Origin of the sequence: Brevundimonas sp. TWP3-1-2b1 (genome assembly GCF_049896165.1) — a bacterium.
Lineage (GTDB): Bacteria > Pseudomonadota > Alphaproteobacteria > Caulobacterales > Caulobacteraceae > Brevundimonas > Brevundimonas subvibrioides_B.
This window is the reverse complement of sequence record NZ_JAFCTT010000003.1, coordinates 12,788-27,467: the sequence shown is the minus strand read 5'-3', so window position 1 is coordinate 27,467 and position 14,680 is coordinate 12,788. Positions and strand designations below refer to the sequence as shown.

The window sequence follows — 14,680 nt, the reverse complement described above, 5'->3', positions numbered from 1 at the left end:
TCAGCCCTGAAATGAACGAGGCCCCGCTGGGAACAGCGGGGCCTTTTTCTATGGGATCAGGCCGAGCACTCGGCAGGCCGGGCCTCGCCCGGACCGTACTGGCCGCAGGAGCGGTCGATCTCGTCCTGGATCAGGGCGCAGGCGTTGGCGGGATTGCACGGCGGGTGGCTGGCCGGGCTGACCATGGTGCAGCGCTCCGCCAGCCGGACGGCGGCGGCCGCGCCGATGGAGTCGGTGCAGGTGCGGTCGGCGGCGCCCAGGAGCTCACCCTCGGGAACACCGGCCTCTTCCTGTGGCGGCGCGTCGTCGGGCATGACCGGCGTCTGTTCGACGGCGGGCTCGGCGGTCGCGGCCTGTTCGGCGACGGGTGCGGTCTCGGGGGAGCCGCAGGCGGCGAGCGACAGGCTGAACGCAAGGGCGAGGGCGGCGGGCACACGAACCATGGCGGCGTCTCCGGGCGATCTTGAAGGCGCGACGATGACGCTGTTCTCCGTCGCTGGAAAGCCCGTTTTCGTCCGCGAAAAACACCCTGACGAAACGGATGAAACGGACGAGACTTTTGGGCTTTCCGAGCAACATCAAAAGGTTGCTGTTTCGAGCCCTGTCACTCCCCGGAGGGCTGTCTGACAGGGCTGTCAGACAGGGCGGACGAAACGGCGCTGGATTGTCAAAGACCCCACCCCTCAAATCTGGGATGCGACCGCGCATCCGCAAGGCGCGGACAAGAATAAATTCACACCCGGAGTGGAAACTCAGCGCTGGCGGGCGAGGGCCTGGTCCACGGCGGCCTTCTGCAGCTTGAACAGGTCGTTGCAGCCCGCCTCGGCCAGTTCGAAAAGACGGTCGAATTCGGGGCGGGAGAAGCCGCGCTTCTCGCCGGTCGCCTGGATCTCGACAATGGTTCCCGAGCCGGTCAGGACGAAATTGCCGTCGGCCTCGGCGTTGGAGTCCTCCTCGTAGTCGAGGTCGGCCACGGGCGTATCAGCGAAGATGCCGCAGGAAATGGCCGCCACCTGATCGAGGATCGGATCGGCCTTCAGCACGCCCTCGGCGCGCAGGTAGCCGAGCGCCGAGGCCATCGCGACCCAGGCGCCGGTGATCGAGGCGGTGCGGGTGCCGCCGTCGGCTTGGATGACGTCGCAGTCGATCAGCACCTGACGCTCGCCCAGCGCCTTGAGGTCGACGACGGCGCGCAGGGAGCGGCCGATCAGGCGCTGGATTTCCTGGGTGCGGCCCGACTGCTTGCCGGCGGCGGCCTCACGCTTGCCGCGCGTGTGGGTGGCGCGAGGCAGCATGCCGTATTCGGCGGTGACCCAGCCCTGACCGGTGTTGCGCATCCAGCCGGGCACTTTTTCCTCGATCGAGGCGGTGACCAGGACCTTGGTATGGCCGAACGAGACCAGGCAGGAGCCCTCGGCGTAGCGGTTGACGCCGGTCTCCAGCGTCACGGCGCGGAGCTGGTCTGGGGTGCGTTCGGAGGGGCGCATGACGGGTATCCTGAAGGTCGGTATTGCGTTGGCGTATCGAGCGGCGGTGCTTATCCTGAAAGGGTGAGCCTGTATCCCCCCAACCTCCCCGTGCGATCGGGTCGCCGCCCATGAGGCCGCCGCTCAGCCCCCTGATGACGCCCCACTACGCCGGCTTGGCCGCGCTGGACCAGCGGGCGCGGGATATCTTCAGGAGTGTGGTCGAGACCTATCTCGAGACCGGGGAGCCGGTGGGGTCGCGAACTGTGTCGAAAGGCGGGGTGCATCTGTCGCCCGCCTCGATCCGCAACACGATGCAGGATCTCACGCTGGCGGGGTTGCTGGCCGCGCCGCACACCTCGGCGGGGCGGATTCCGACCCATGCCGGTCTGCGTCTGTTCGTGGACGGACTGCTGGAGATCGGCGACGTCGGGACCGAGGAGCGACGCGAGATCGACGCCCGTCTGCTCGGTCGCGGCAAGGGCTTCGAGGAGGCGCTGAACGAGGCCACCGCCCTGCTGTCGGGTCTGGCGGGCGGGGCCGGCATCGTCGCCAGTCCGGTGCGGGACGCGGGCGTCAAGCACGTGGAGTTTGTGGCCCTGGGCTCGGGTCAGGCCCTGGCGGTGCTGGTCGCCGACGACGGGACGGTCGAGAACCGACTCATGCCGCTGGCCGCTGGCGTGACGCCGTCGATCCTGCAAGAGGCGTCGAACTTCCTTTCGGCCCGCATGAAGGGCCGGCTCCTGTCCGAGGCCCGGCTGGAGATGGGGGCGGAACTGGCCGCCGCGCGCAGCGAGCTGGACGCCGCCGCCGCCCGTCTGGTCGAGGACGGGCTGGCGGCCTGGTCGGGCGGGGCGGATCGGGAGCGGTCGTTGATCGTGCGGGGGCGCGCCAACCTGTTGCAGGACGCCGGCGCCGCCGAGGATCTGGAAAAGGTCCGGATCCTGTTCGACGATCTGGAGCAGAAGGAACAGCTGATCGGCCTGCTCGACGGAGTCGATGCCGCGCAGGGGGTGCGGATTTTTATCGGGGCGGAAACGCGACTGTTTTCGCTTTCGGGTTCCGCCGTCGTCGCGGCGCCCTATATGACGGGCCGACAACGGGTTCTGGGCGCCATCGGCGTGATCGGACCCGCAAGACTGAACTATGCCCGCATCATCCCGTTGGTGGACTACACCGCGCGGGTTCTGGGGCGCATCCTGGACGGACAAGACACGTGACCGATACCCAAGACCCGAACTACGATGCCGAGCTGGACGAAGCCCTGGCCAACGCCGAGGCAGGTCTGGACTCTGGCCCGGCGGACGATCTGCGCCCGCTGGACGCCATGATCGCCGAGCGCGACCAGTGGAAGGACCGCGCCATGCGGGCGGCGGCTGAGGCGGACAACGTCAAACGCCGCACCGAGACCCAGATGAATGACGCCCGGGCCTTCGCGATCCAGCGCTTCGCCAAGGACCTGCTGGGCGTGGCCGACAATCTGGAGCGCGCCCTGATGGCTGCGCCCAAGGACGCCGACGCCGGCGAGGCCGGTCTGGTGACCGGTCTGGAGCTGACGCAGAAGTCCCTGCTGCAGGCCTTCGAGACCAACGGGCTGAAGCGCGTCGCGCCGGGGCCGGGCGAGGCTTTCGACCCGCACCTGCACCAGGCCATGATGGAACAGCCCTCGGCCGAGGTTCCGGGCGGCAGCATCCTCGTGACCATGCAGGCCGGCTACGAACTGTTCGGCCGCACCGTGCGTCCGGCCATGGTCGTCGTCGCGGCCAAGGGCTCAGGTCCGCAAGGCGGCAACCCCTATGGCTCGGCGCCGGACGCGAACGGCGGGACGTTCGACGGCAAGGCGTAATCCCGGTCCTCCCCCGATGGGGGAGGTGGCTCGAAGCGAAGCGTAGAGACGGAGGGGGCTCGGTTCAGACGCGGCGTCTGCGGCCGGCCCCCTCCACCGCTCCGCGGTCCCCCTCCCCCGATGGGGGAGGAGTTCTACTTCAGCTTCGCCTCGAACAAGGCCAGCAGTCGGGCCCAACCGTCGGCGGCCTCGGTCGCGCGATAGGAGGCCCGGTAGTCGGCGTGGAAGCCGTGCGGGGCGTCGGGATAGAGTTTGATGCCGCTCTCGGTCGCGCCCGCGGCCTCCAGCGCCGCCTGCATGGCGGCGACGGTGTCGTTGGGGATGCCCTGGTCCTGGCCGCCGTAGTTGCCGATGACGACGCCCTTCAGGTTGTCGGCCAGATCGACCGGGAAGGGCTGGCCCGCGGCGACCTGTTCCGGCGTGGCCGTTGGCGAGGGGGCCAGACGGCCGTACCAGGCGACGCCGGCGTCGATGGCGGCGAAGCGGGCCGCGGCCTGCCAGACGACCTTGCCGCCCCAGCAGAAGCCGGTGATCCCGACCTTGTCGACATTCGCCCATAGCTGGCCCGAGGCCCATTCGAGGGTGGCGTTGATGTCGCCCATGACCTGTTCGTAGCCGGCGGCGCCGACGATGGCCTGGATGCGCTGCATATCGGCGAGCGGGGCCGGGTCCTCGACGCGGACGAAGAAGGCCGGGGCGATGGCGACGTAACCGGCCTTGGCCAGGCGGCGGCAGACGTCCTGGATATAGGCGTGCAGGCCGAAGATCTCCGACACCACGATCACAACGGGGAAGGGGCTGTCGCCTTCGGGGCGGGCGACATAGGCCGGCAGGTCGAAGCCGTCTGCGGAGGGATAGGAGACCATCCCGGTCGCCAGGCCCTCGGAGTCGGTCGTGATCGGCTGGGCTTCCTGGGCCAGGGCGGCGACCGCATAGCCGGTGAACATGGCCCCCGCCGTCAGCCCGCCGAGGGATCGGCGCGAGAACCGGAAATCGTCGGCGGTCTGGCCTTCGGGGCGGATCAGGACGGTCATGGGCGCTTCCTCCGGGATTTTGGTCGCCGACTGTGACGAGACCGCGCGGTTCCGTCGAGTCACCGCCCTGTGACCTTACGCCGCCCGGCGAAGGGTCAGGTTGATCCGCCCGCCGCCGGGCATCAGCCGCGACGAGCCCGCCAGCAGCCGATCGATCCCGTGGCGCGCCAGTCGAGCGGGGCCGGTCAGGGCGCAGACGTCGCCGGAGGCCAGTTTCAACGACCGGGTCGGCCCCTTGCCCGCGGGGCCAATGCGGAAGACGGCGGTGTCCCCCAGCGACACCGACAGGACCGGGGCGTCGAGGTCGGCCTCGTCCCTGTCCTGATGCAGCCCCATGCGGGCGTCCTCGCGGTAGAGGTTGATCAGGCAGGCGTCGGGCGGCCCGGGCCAGCCGGTCAGGTCGGCCCACAGGTTCAGAAGGACGGGCGGAATCGGCGGCCAGGGCGCGCCGGTCGCGGGATGGGTCGGCTGGTAGCGGTAGCCGGCACGGTCCGAGACCCAGCCGAGCGCGCCAAGATTGCTCATCCTGACCGAGAACGGCTTTCCGCCCGGGGTCACCGGTCGATAGGGGGGCGCGATGGCCATGGCGGTGTCGATTTCGGCCAGCAGGGAGGCCTGCGCGGCCTCGTGCAATCGGCCGGGCCAGTAGTGAAATCCGGGGAGGTCGGGGAAGGGCTCCATCGCCCTCGTCTAGCGCGTGAAGTAATAGTCCGCGACCTGGCAGGCGTTGATACCGCTGCGTTGCAGGCTCTGGCCGTTGTCGAACTCTGCGCGCAGCGAGTAGCGGCAGGCGCCGGAGCCGTCGTCGATGGTCACCACCACGCTCTCGCCCGGCGACAGGGTGCCGGAACCCAGCAGGTCGTCGCCCCAGTCCCCGCCCGACGAGGCGTAGAGATAGGTCATCGACCAGCCGGTCTGGTTATGGATGCGGACATCGCGATTGTAGGCGTCCTGCGATGGACGCGCCGGAGCGACCGCATGGACCGTCGCGACCCGCTTCGACGCCGATTCCGCCGTCGCCTGGGCGCCCGACAGTCCAAGCAGTGTCAGGCCCAGGATCAGGGCTGGTGTGAACCGGCGAGGCTTGCGAGGCGGGGAGCGCATCATCGGGACCTGAAACTGGCGGGCCCGTGACCCGCAATCAGGCCCAACAGTGCCCGAACGGGAGCCTGAACGCACCTGATGACCCCTGACTCCGCCTGATTCGGGCCTCGTCCTGAAACAAGCCCTTGCGGGGCATGACGACTTTCCCATATCCCGACCAGCCCGAGAGACCCCGCAATCCGTGGGGTTTCACGGAAAAACACACAACCTGCCGCGCTCTCGCCCCCGAGAGGCGGCGCAAACAAAACGGGGGCGGTCACGCGCGGCGCTTTCTGATAAGGCCGCCGCATCGCCCGCCAGACGGAGAAAAGACAGGCTCATGGCCAAGATTATCGGTATCGACCTCGGCACCACCAATTCGTGCGTGGCCGTCATGGACGGCAAGAACCCCAAGGTGATCGAAAACGCCGAAGGCAACCGCACCACCCCGTCAGTGGTCGCGATCCAGGACGGCGGCGAGACCCTGGTCGGCCAGCCCGCCCGTCGTCAGGCGGTGACCAACCCCGCCAACACCTTCTTCGCCATCAAGCGCCTGATCGGCCGCAGTTTCGACGACCCCGTCGTGGCCAAGGACAAGGCCATGGTGCCCTATGAGATCGTCAAGGGTCCGACCGGCGACGCCTGGGTGCGCGCCAACGGCAAGGACTACTCGCCGCAGCAGATCTCGGCCTTCACCCTGATCAAGATGAAGGAGGCCGCCGAGGCCTATCTGGGCGAGAAGGTCACCCAGGCAGTCATCACGGTTCCTGCCTACTTCAACGACTCGCAGCGTCAGGCGACCAAGGACGCCGGCAAGATCGCCGGTCTCGAAGTCCTGCGCATCATCAACGAACCGACCGCAGCGGCCCTGGCCTATGGCCTGGACAAGAACGACGGCCAGAAGATCGCCGTCTATGACCTCGGCGGCGGCACCTTCGACGTCTCGATCCTGGAGATCGGCGACGGCGTCTTCGAGGTGAAGTCGACCAACGGCGACACCTTCCTGGGCGGCGAGGACTTCGACGTCCGTCTGGCCGACTACCTGGCCGACGAGTTCAAGAAGGAACAGGGCGTCGACCTGCGCCAGGACAAGCTGGCCCTGCAGCGCCTTCGCGAGGAAGCCGAGAAGGCCAAGAAGGAACTCAGCTCGGTGACCCAGTACGAGGTCAACCTGCCGTTCATCACCATGAACGCCTCGGGCCCGCTGCACCTGAACATCAAGCTGTCGCGCGCCAAGCTGGAAGCCCTGGTCGACGACCTGATCCAGCGCACGATCGAGCCCTGCGCCAAGGCACTGAAGGACGCGGGCCTCAAGGCCTCGGACATCGACGAAGTGGTTCTGGTCGGCGGCATGACCCGCATGCCCAAGGTGCAGGAGGCCGTGAAGGCCTTCTTCGGCAAGGAGCCGCACAAGGGTGTGAACCCTGACGAGGTCGTGGCCCTGGGCGCCGCCGTTCAGGCCGGCGTTCTGCAAGGCGACGTCAAGGATGTGCTGCTGCTGGACGTGACCCCGCTGACCCTGGGCATCGAGACCCTGGGCGGCGTCTTCACCCCGCTGATCGAGCGCAACACGACCATCCCGACCAAGAAGTCGCAGGTGTTCTCCACCGCCGACGACAACCAGTCGGCCGTGACCATCCGGGTCTTCCAGGGCGAGCGTCCGATGGCCCAGGACAACAAGATGCTGGGTCAGTTTGACCTCATGGGCATTCCGCCCTCGCCGCGCGGCATGCCGCAGATTGAGGTCGCCTTCGACATCGACGCCAACGGCATCGTCAACGTCTCGGCCAAGGACAAGGCGACCAACAAGGAACAGTCGATCCGGATCCAGGCGAACGGCGGCCTGTCGGACGCTGACATCGACAAGATGGTCAAGGAAGCCGAGGCCAACGCCGCCACCGACAAGATCCGCAAGGACCTGGTCGAGGCCCAGAACGCCGCCGACAGCCTGATCAACTCGACCGAGAAGGCCATGACCGAACACGGCGACAAGGTCGGCGCCGACGAAAAGGCGGCGATCGAGACCGGTCTGGCGGAACTGAAGACGGCTCGCGACGGCGCCGATTCGGAAGATATCCGGACCAAGACGAACACGCTCGTTCAGGCTTCGATGAAGCTGGGCGAGGCGATGTACGCCCAGAGCGCCGGTCAGTCCGGTGACGACGCGCCCGCCGACGACGGCGTTGTCGACGCGGAGTTCGAGGAAGTCTCGGGCGACGACGAAGAGAAGAAAAGCGCCTAAGCGTCGTGGTCCTCCCCTGCGATCCAGGGGAGGACCGTGGCTTTCATGAAACTTGCATCACCGCACCCGGCGCCCATGTCTTGCGTGGGCCGCCATTCCGCTTGCACGCTCTGAAAAGAGACGTGATCGGATTGTCAGGGGTTGGTTTGAGGACGTCTGCGCATGGCGCGTGATTATTATGAGGTGCTGTCGGTCGAGCGGACCATCGACGCCGCCGGCCTGAAGTCTGCCTATCGCAAGCTGGCGATGGAGCACCACCCGGACCGCAACGGCGGTTCCGAAGAGTCCATGGCCAGGTTCAAGGAAGTCTCCGAGGCCTATACGGTCCTGTCGGACGACCAGAAGCGCGCCGCCTATGACCGGTTCGGCCATGCGGGCGTGAACGGCGGAGGCGGCGGGGGCCAGCAGGGCTTCCACGACGTCAACGACATCTTTTCCCAGGTCTTCGGCGACGCGTTCGGCGACGTCTTCGGCGGTGGCGGGCGGCGCCAGTCGAACGGCCCGCGTCGCGGGTCGGACCTGCGCTACGACCTCGAGATCACCCTGGAGCAGGCCTATCAGGGCGCCGAGGTGGAAATCTCCGTGCCGACGACCGCGGCGTGCGAGACCTGCGAGGGTTCGGGCGCCAGGAACGGCGCCAAGCCGACGACCTGCTCGACCTGCCAGGGTGCGGGACGCGTGCGTCAGGCCAACGGCTTTTTCCAGGTCGAACGCACCTGCCCCTCCTGCGGCGGCCAGGGCCAGCGCCTGTCGGCGGCCGACACCTGCGGGACCTGCCACGGCCACGGCCAGGTGCGGAAGACACGCAAACTGTCGCTGAAGGTTCCGGCCGGCGTGGATGACGGCTCGCGCATCCGCCTGTCGGGCGAGGGTGATGCCGGGACGCGCGGCGGCCCGCGCGGCGACCTCTATGTCTTCCTGTCGGTAGCGCCGCACGATCTGTTCGAGCGCGACAACCTGGATCTGCTGTGCACCGTGCCGGTGTCGATGACGGTCGCGGCCCTGGGCGGCGAGATCGATGCCCCCTGCCTGGTGTCCGAGGCCTGCGACGGCCAGTGCAAGGCCCCGGTCAGCGTCCCCGCCGGTGCCCAGACCGGCAAGACGGTCCGCATCCGCGGCAAGGGCATGCCCCATCTGAACGGCCGCCAGCGCGGCGACCTGGTGGTCGAGCTGTTCGTCGAGACGCCGACCGACCTGACCGCGCGTCAGAAAGAACTGATGCAGGAACTGGCCGCTTCGTTCGGCGACAGCCAGAATCCGCGAAACTCGACCTTCGCCGGCAAGGCCAAGCGGTTCTGGGCCGACATCCTCGGCTCGGAAGAAGACGCCAGGTCGGCGCGCGAGAACGCCCAGTGAATTGCGCCGGAGGGGCCTCGTCTTGAGCGAACTGTTTCACGTCGGGATTTCCGGCGCGCGCGGCCGGATGGGTCGGGCCGTGTCCCAGGCCCTGGACGCGCGCGAGGACGTCATGGTTTCGGTCCGTTTCGACTGGGGCGAGACGCCGGACCTGAGTCTTTGCGACGTGGTCATCGACTTCTCGACCGCCGAGGCCTCGGTCGCCCTGGCCCAGACCTGCGCCGAGCGCGGCGGTCCAGCCCTCGTCATCGGCTCGACCGGCTTCACTCCCGAGCAGGACGCGGCCCTGCAGGCTGCGGCTGAAAAGTTCGCCATCGTGCGCAGCGGCAACTTCTCGCTCGGCGTCAACATCCTGATCGGCCTGGTCGAGCATGCGGCCTTGCGGCTGGACGCCCGCGACTGGGACATCGAGATCACCGAGGCCCATCACAGGAAGAAGATCGATGCCCCGTCCGGCACCGCCCTGATGCTGGGCGAGGCTGCCGCGCGCGGTCGCGGTCATGACCTGTCGGAGTTGCGCAGCGCGCCCTACGACGGCATCTCCGAGGAACGGAAGACCGGGACCATCGGCTTCTCCTCGATCCGCGCCGGCGGCCTCGTCGGGGAACACACGGTGCTGTTCGCCTCGGATGACGAGGTCCTGACCCTGAGCCACTCGGCCATCGACCGGTCCCTGTTCGCCAAGGGCGCGGTCGCCGCCGCCGCCTGGGTGCGGACGCGCGGGCCGGGACTCTACGACATGCAGGATGTGTTGGGCTTCAGGCAGGCATGATTTAGGGCGCTACCGCTCGCCGCGCCCCCCGGTCCGATCATTGATCGGCCGGTGGACAGGCTCCGCCTCGCTGCTTGAGCGCGGTCGGTGCGCGGCCGGGCGGGTCAGACCCGCTCGAATTCCAGGAACAGAGGGTCGGTGTCGCCGAGGCGTTTTTCCTCGTAGCGGGTCACGACGTGATCTTCCGGCGCGACCTTCCAGTCCGCCGTTTCGCCGGCCAGCCAGACCAGGCCTGGCGTGGCCAGGAACCGCTCAAGCGCCCAGCCGGCGTAGTCCTTCCAGTCCGTGACGAAGCGCAGGCGACCGCCGGGCTTGAGCTTGCGCGCGAGTTCGGCGGCGAAGGCCGGCTGGATCAGACGGCGCTTGTTGTGGCGCGCCTTGTGCCAGGGATCGGGGAACAGGATCATGATCCGGTCCAGCGATCTGTCCGGCAAGGCCTGGACCACGGCTCGCGCGTCATCGGCGTGCAGGCGAACGTTCTTGAGGTCCCCTTCCTCGATATGCCGCAGCGCCGAGGCGACACCGTTGAGGAAGGGCTCGCAGCCGATCATCAGGGCGGACGGGTTGCGCGCGGCCTGGACGGCGAGGTGCTCGCCACCGCCAAACCCGATCTCAAGCCACACCTCTTCGGCGCCCGGCATCAGTGCGGAAACGTCGATCGGTCCCGCCGCCGGATCCGGGAGCTTCACCGCGGGCATCAATGTATCGAACAGAGCCGCCTGGCGCGGCTTGATCGCCCGCGACTTGATCCGTCCGAAGGAACGGAGCGGGGCGTCAGGCGAGCGGGCGGAAGGATCGGACGTCATCGCGCGCCTGTAGCCCGCGACGACGACCGTTGAAAGGCGCTGAGGCCTATTCGATGCCTTCGATGGTCCCGTCCTGGTTGACCACGACGTACTCCAGCTCGCAGAAGTCCAGCTTCTGCTGCCAGGCGTCGCCGTCCTCGAAGACGATCTTGACGTAGTATTCGCAGGCGTCTTCGGAATCGTAGAAGCGCATAGCCACGTCGTCGCCGGCTTCCAGGACGCGCTGCGGCATCCAGTCCTGGCTGTAGGTGCCGTTCGGCTCGCCGGTCTGGAAGGTCAGGATGGTCCAGGGCGTGCCGTTGACCAGGGTGAAGGTGTAGTAGTCGCCGTCCTGGACCGGAGCGGCCGAGGCCGGAGCGGCGCCGCACAGCAGAGCGAGGGCGCTCATGGCGCCGATCATGATGGTTTTCATAGTCGTTCCCCCGACCGGGCGCACATCGCCGAGCCTGATGCGACATGCTTGCAAGGGCGGGGCCGCGTCAACGGTTCAGACAGCGCGGGTCAGAAACAGTCATTGTTGTTGGGGCGGCCTAGCTGCCCGAAGCGGCAGCGACGGGGTCGGAGACGTTGATCAGGGTGCAGACCTGTTTGATCCGGGCGGTCAAACGCTCATCCCGGTCCGGTACGGCCAGTGCCTTGGCGCCGTCGAAGTCGCCGTTGTTGATCAGCTCCGCCGCTGCTTCGGCCCTTCGAATGCGGCGCGGGTTATGGGTTTCGCGCCAATACGCCATCTGGCGGTCCAGATAGGCGATGTTGAAGTCACTGTTGAACGCCTCACCCGCCATCGCCGCGCTATTCAAGGCGGCGGTTCGGGCGAAGGCTTGGCTGACCTGCGGGTTGTCGGTCGCTGGATGATATGGCGGGGCGATCGCCGGGACCTGCGCCAGGGCCGCTGTCGGGAATGCGGCGAGAACCGTGAGCATCAGCAGTTTCACGTCGAGCCTCCGAATGTTCGGCGAGAACGTCGTGGTCGTCAGTTGTGAGCCTCTGGCGCGTCGGCGGGCGTCGAGACCGTGACTTCGCCGCAAACCAGGGAGATCCGCGCGGCGAGCCGGCGGTCCCGGTCACGTTCGGCCAGAGCCAGCGCGCCCGCGCAGTCGCCGGCGTTAATCATGGCGGCGGCGGCCTGGGCCCGGCGGGCCCGGCGGGGGTTCTGATCGGGGTCGCCGGCGGCTTCGCGCTCGGTCGGTCCGTCCAGCGCCATCCGCTGCAGGCGTTCGGCATAGGCCTGCTGCGCATCGAGCGCTCCACGCGCCACCATCGGCGCGGACTGGAGGATGTCGGCCGACCCCGAGGAAAGAGTCGAGGCGGCGAGCAGGACAGCGGCCAGACCGGGAACCATCGTCTCGCCCCGCATCAGTCCACGGCGGCCAGGATGTCGCCCCGACCGCACACATCGTCCAGTCGGGCCAGGAGGCGACGATCGTTGTCGCCCGCGGCGACGGCCTTGGCGCCGCGGCAGTCGCCCGCATTGACCAGGGCCGCCGCCGTCTCGGCCCGTCGGACGCGACGCGGATTGCGGCTTTCCAGATAGTTCGTCTGAACGAGGTCCAGATAGGTTCCGACGCCCATCCGACGCCGATCAAAACCGGACCGCCAGTCGTTTAGACTCTGGGTCGCTGCGATCTGGTTCGCGGCCGCCGAGGTCTGGCCGTCCTGTGCCATGGCCGGCGACAGGGGCGCGGCCATCAGGGCGAAGCCGGCGGCAACGAGAAAAGGCTTCACAGGAAATCCTCCGGTTGAAAGGCCATTGAGACCCTTCAACCGGAAAACGTCAAGCGGGGTTTGAACTCAGGCCAGGGCCGTCAACTGGTCGACCAGGTCGGTCTTTTCCCAGCTGAAGCCACCGTCCGCGTCCGGCGTGCGGCCGAAGTGGCCGTAGGCGGAGGTGCGGGCGTAGATCGGCTTGTTCAGGCCCAGGTGCTCGCGGATCGCGCGCGGTGTGGCGCCGCCGATCAGACCCAGGATCTTGTCCTCCAGCACGGCCTCGGTGACCGAACCCTTGCCGGTGCCGTGCAGGTCCACGTGGATCGACTGGGGCTTTGCCACGCCGATGGCGTAGGAGATCTGGATGGTGCAGCGGTCGGCGAGGCCCGCGGCCACGACGTTCTTCGCCAGGTAGCGGCAGGCGTAGGCGGCCGAACGGTCGACCTTGGTCGGGTCCTTGCCGGAGAAGGCGCCGCCGCCGTGGGGCGCCGCGCCGCCGTAGGTGTCGACGATGATCTTGCGGCCGGTCACGCCGGCGTCGCCGTCCGGTCCGCCGATCTCGAAGATGCCGGTCGGATTGATGTGCCAGACGGTGTTCTCGTCGGTGAAGCCTTCCGGCAGCACTTCGAGGATGTAGGGCTTTACGATTTCGGCCACCTGTTCCGACGACAGGCCGGCGGCGTGCTGGGTCGACAGGACGATGGAGGTGGCGCGGACGGGCTTGCCGTCCACGTACTGGATGGTGACCTGCGACTTGGCGTCGGGCTCCAGGCGGGTGTCGCCGCCATGGCGGACCTCGGCCAGGCGCTTCAGGATGTTGTGGCTGTACTGCAGGGTGGCCGGCATCAGCTCGGGCGTCTCGTTCGAGGCGTAGCCGAACATGATGCCCTGGTCGCCCGCGCCCTCGTCCTTGTTGCCGGCGGCGTCGACGCCGACGGCGATGTCGGCCGACTGGCCGTGCAGGCGGTTGATGAACTCGAACCTGTCCCAGTGGAAGCCGTCCTGCTCATAGCCGATGTCCTTGACGGCGGCGCGGACGGCGGCCTCGATCTCGGCCTCGACGCCGGGGGCCCAGTTCCCGTCGGTGTCCATGATTCCCTGGCCCCGGATCTCGCCGGCCAGCACCACCAGGTTCGTCGTCGTCAGGGTCTCGCACGCCACGCGGGCATAGGGGTCCTTGGACAGGAACAGGTCCACAACCGTGTCCGAGATACGGTCGGCGACCTTGTCGGGGTGGCCCTCGGAAACGCTTTCCGAGGTGAAGAGGAAGGAAGAACGGGACAAAGGGGATCGCTCCGAGCAGCCCTGTGCGGGCGGGGTTGGCCGGAGACATATAAAGATATGCTTATATGAGCAAGTGAGGACGGCTGGCGGTCGCGCCGTTCAGTGTCCGGAACGCAGCAGGAAGCGGCGGTACAGCGGCTGGACCGGGCGGGTATTGCCAGGATGCAGTCGCTCGAAAGCATCGATCTGGTCTTGCGACGCGGTGATGGAGTCGCTCAGAACGACCCAATCCACCGTCTCGCTGCACGGCGGGGTGGTGAGGGAGCCTTCATATCGGAAGAAGTCGCGGCCGGTGGGCAGCAAGCCGTTCGGGTCCAGCGCGGGTCCGGCCGTCGGGGCGCCCAGGCTGTCGATGACGGCCTGAAGCGGGGCGCTGGTCGCGCCGACCCCGGCGAAGACGCCCAGCACACCGAGAACGCCGTCCGGTCCGGCGTGCACGAAATGGATCTCCAGCGGGAAGCGCCGACCGTCCAGCAGGTGCTCCGCCGGCTGGTGCACATGGAATTGTAACAGGCGATAGGTCTGTCCGCCCACCGCCATGGTCGACCCTTCGGGGGCGTCCAGCTGGATCGCGTGACCGGTATCGCGAGCGGCGGCGGGCATGGGCGACCAGTCGATGTCCAGCACGCCCAGATCGGCTGTGATCGCCCCGTTCAGATCAATGGGGCTTTCCTGTTGTCCCGCGGCGCATGCGGCGTTGGCCGGCTCCAGTTCGGACCAGCGCTCGGGACCGGTCGGCCCGCCATAGGTCCAGGTCCGGGCATGGGGCGGGTGTTCCTGCGCCGAGACCGGAACGGCGAGCGTGAGCGCCGCCGTCAGGATGATGTGAAACCGCATGATCAAGCCCCCCGCTGTTCGCGCCGAACCCTACTGGGCGAACGGCGATACAGCGAGAGAATGGTGCCGCTTAGGTGACTCGAACACCTGACCCCCGCATTACGAAATCTAGTCAAGCCGACCGGTCAAATCCAGTGCTGGCATGGGTTTGAAGGGCTGCCGGCGGCTTCGAAAGTCGGCCGACCCACCCCCTTCCCAGTCTGGCCGAAGGGGGTGTTTCCAACTCTCCTGAGCTGCGGCGCCTTCC

At 67.8% G+C, this 14,680-nt stretch carries 17 protein-coding genes; 5 read left to right on the top strand and 12 right to left on the bottom strand.

All coding sequences use genetic code 11. The features are described from left to right. Positions 1-56 precede the first annotated feature (56 nt). Together ACP7AB_RS03605 and rph are read right to left on the bottom strand one after the other, a co-directional pair. Entirely contained in the window at positions 57-443 is a 387-nt protein-coding gene (locus ACP7AB_RS03605; RefSeq protein WP_425990436.1) for a hypothetical protein, read from the bottom strand. Positions 444-752: 309 nt separating this feature from the next. Then, entirely contained in the window at positions 753-1,487 is a 735-nt protein-coding gene (rph, locus tag ACP7AB_RS03600) for a ribonuclease PH (RefSeq protein ID WP_303696152.1), read from the bottom strand. Between the two features lie 134 nt (positions 1,488-1,621). Between rph and hrcA the strand changes: the two genes are divergently transcribed. Both hrcA and grpE read left to right on the top strand, forming a co-directional pair. Then, positions 1,622-2,686, top strand: a complete 1,065-nt coding sequence (hrcA, locus tag ACP7AB_RS03595; RefSeq protein WP_303696265.1) for a heat-inducible transcriptional repressor HrcA — start codon at positions 1,622-1,624, stop codon at positions 2,684-2,686. Next, positions 2,683-3,312, top strand: a complete 630-nt coding sequence (gene grpE / locus ACP7AB_RS03590) for a nucleotide exchange factor GrpE (RefSeq protein ID WP_425990439.1) — start codon at positions 2,683-2,685, stop codon at positions 3,310-3,312. Before hrcA ends, grpE begins: the two co-directional genes overlap by 4 nt. Positions 3,313-3,446: 134 nt before the next feature. On the opposite strand, the gene ACP7AB_RS03585 is transcribed toward grpE, so the two are convergent. The 3 genes from ACP7AB_RS03585 to ACP7AB_RS03575 form a co-directional block, all read right to left on the bottom strand. Beyond that, positions 3,447-4,346 (bottom strand): dienelactone hydrolase family protein, encoded by a 900-nt coding sequence (locus tag ACP7AB_RS03585; RefSeq protein ID WP_426046100.1) that lies wholly within the window; start codon positions 4,344-4,346, stop codon positions 3,447-3,449. 75 nt (positions 4,347-4,421) lie between these two features. Further along, complete coding sequence (locus tag ACP7AB_RS03580) at positions 4,422-5,027, bottom strand: alpha-ketoglutarate-dependent dioxygenase AlkB family protein (RefSeq protein WP_425990443.1); 606 nt, start codon at positions 5,025-5,027, stop codon at positions 4,422-4,424. Positions 5,028-5,036: 9 nt separating this feature from the next. Then, positions 5,037-5,450: a hypothetical protein gene (locus ACP7AB_RS03575; protein WP_425990445.1), complete on the bottom strand. Its 414-nt coding sequence runs from the start codon at positions 5,448-5,450 to the stop codon at positions 5,037-5,039. 319 nt (positions 5,451-5,769) lie between these two features. Here ACP7AB_RS03575 and dnaK point away from each other — a divergent pair, with 319 nt between their 5' ends. From dnaK to dapB, 3 genes are all read left to right on the top strand, one after another. Next, complete coding sequence (dnaK, locus tag ACP7AB_RS03570; protein ID WP_425990447.1) at positions 5,770-7,671, top strand: molecular chaperone DnaK; 1,902 nt, start codon at positions 5,770-5,772, stop codon at positions 7,669-7,671. A 162-nt stretch (positions 7,672-7,833) separates the two neighbouring features. Beyond that, positions 7,834-9,027, top strand: a complete 1,194-nt coding sequence (dnaJ, locus tag ACP7AB_RS03565; RefSeq protein ID WP_425990449.1) for a molecular chaperone DnaJ — start codon at positions 7,834-7,836, stop codon at positions 9,025-9,027. A gap of 22 nt (positions 9,028-9,049) precedes the next feature. Further along, the gene (gene dapB / locus ACP7AB_RS03560; protein ID WP_425990451.1) at positions 9,050-9,799 is read left to right on the top strand and encodes a 4-hydroxy-tetrahydrodipicolinate reductase; all 750 of its coding nucleotides are present in this window, start codon (positions 9,050-9,052) and stop codon (positions 9,797-9,799) included. Positions 9,800-9,903: 104 nt separating this feature from the next. Here dapB and trmB read toward each other — a convergent pair whose 3' ends face one another. From trmB to ACP7AB_RS03525, 7 genes are all read right to left on the bottom strand, one after another. Beyond that, positions 9,904-10,605 carry a tRNA (guanosine(46)-N7)-methyltransferase TrmB gene (gene trmB, locus ACP7AB_RS03555; protein ID WP_425990453.1) on the bottom strand — a complete coding sequence of 234 codons (702 nt, stop codon included), beginning with the start codon at positions 10,603-10,605 and terminating at the stop codon, positions 9,904-9,906. A 46-nt stretch (positions 10,606-10,651) separates the two neighbouring features. Next, positions 10,652-11,017: a hypothetical protein gene (locus ACP7AB_RS03550; RefSeq protein ID WP_425990455.1), complete on the bottom strand. Its 366-nt coding sequence runs from the start codon at positions 11,015-11,017 to the stop codon at positions 10,652-10,654. Between the two features lie 118 nt (positions 11,018-11,135). Continuing rightward, positions 11,136-11,540 carry a hypothetical protein gene (locus tag ACP7AB_RS03545; RefSeq protein WP_425990457.1) on the bottom strand — a complete coding sequence of 135 codons (405 nt, stop codon included), beginning with the start codon at positions 11,538-11,540 and terminating at the stop codon, positions 11,136-11,138. Positions 11,541-11,578: 38 nt separating this feature from the next. Then, on the bottom strand, positions 11,579-11,947 hold the full coding sequence (locus tag ACP7AB_RS03540) for a hypothetical protein (RefSeq protein WP_425990459.1): 369 nt from the start codon (positions 11,945-11,947) through the stop codon (positions 11,579-11,581). 14 nt (positions 11,948-11,961) lie between these two features. Continuing rightward, positions 11,962-12,330: a hypothetical protein gene (locus tag ACP7AB_RS03535; protein WP_425990461.1), complete on the bottom strand. Its 369-nt coding sequence runs from the start codon at positions 12,328-12,330 to the stop codon at positions 11,962-11,964. Between the two features lie 66 nt (positions 12,331-12,396). Beyond that, positions 12,397-13,596, bottom strand: coding sequence for a methionine adenosyltransferase (metK, locus tag ACP7AB_RS03530; RefSeq protein WP_425990463.1), 1,200 nt, complete (start codon positions 13,594-13,596; stop codon positions 12,397-12,399). 99 nt (positions 13,597-13,695) lie between these two features. Continuing rightward, the gene (locus ACP7AB_RS03525) at positions 13,696-14,433 is read right to left on the bottom strand and encodes a carbonic anhydrase (RefSeq protein WP_425990465.1); all 738 of its coding nucleotides are present in this window, start codon (positions 14,431-14,433) and stop codon (positions 13,696-13,698) included. Positions 14,434-14,680: the final 247 nt, after the last annotated feature.

What these genes read in the sequence shown, in the direction of transcription:
- ACP7AB_RS03605 (WP_425990436.1), bottom strand. Translation starts at nt 443, where the DNA reads ATGGTTCGTGTGCCCGCCGCCCTCGCCCTTGCGTTCAGCCTGTCGCTC.
- rph (WP_303696152.1), bottom strand. Translation starts at nt 1,487, where the DNA reads ATGCGCCCCTCCGAACGCACCCCAGACCAGCTCCGCGCCGTGACGCTG.
- hrcA (WP_303696265.1), top strand. Translation starts at nt 1,622, where the DNA reads ATGACGCCCCACTACGCCGGCTTGGCCGCGCTGGACCAGCGGGCGCGG.
- ACP7AB_RS03585 (WP_426046100.1), bottom strand. Translation starts at nt 4,346, where the DNA reads ATGACCGTCCTGATCCGCCCCGAAGGCCAGACCGCCGACGATTTCCGG.
- ACP7AB_RS03580 (WP_425990443.1), bottom strand. Translation starts at nt 5,027, where the DNA reads ATGGAGCCCTTCCCCGACCTCCCCGGATTTCACTACTGGCCCGGCCGA.
- ACP7AB_RS03575 (WP_425990445.1), bottom strand. Translation starts at nt 5,450, where the DNA reads ATGCGCTCCCCGCCTCGCAAGCCTCGCCGGTTCACACCAGCCCTGATC.
- dnaK (WP_425990447.1), top strand. Translation starts at nt 5,770, where the DNA reads ATGGCCAAGATTATCGGTATCGACCTCGGCACCACCAATTCGTGCGTG.
- dnaJ (WP_425990449.1), top strand. Translation starts at nt 7,834, where the DNA reads ATGGCGCGTGATTATTATGAGGTGCTGTCGGTCGAGCGGACCATCGAC.
- trmB (WP_425990453.1), bottom strand. Translation starts at nt 10,605, where the DNA reads ATGACGTCCGATCCTTCCGCCCGCTCGCCTGACGCCCCGCTCCGTTCC.
- ACP7AB_RS03550 (WP_425990455.1), bottom strand. Translation starts at nt 11,017, where the DNA reads ATGAAAACCATCATGATCGGCGCCATGAGCGCCCTCGCTCTGCTGTGC.
- ACP7AB_RS03540 (WP_425990459.1), bottom strand. Translation starts at nt 11,947, where the DNA reads ATGGTTCCCGGTCTGGCCGCTGTCCTGCTCGCCGCCTCGACTCTTTCC.
- ACP7AB_RS03525 (WP_425990465.1), bottom strand. Translation starts at nt 14,433, where the DNA reads ATGCGGTTTCACATCATCCTGACGGCGGCGCTCACGCTCGCCGTTCCG.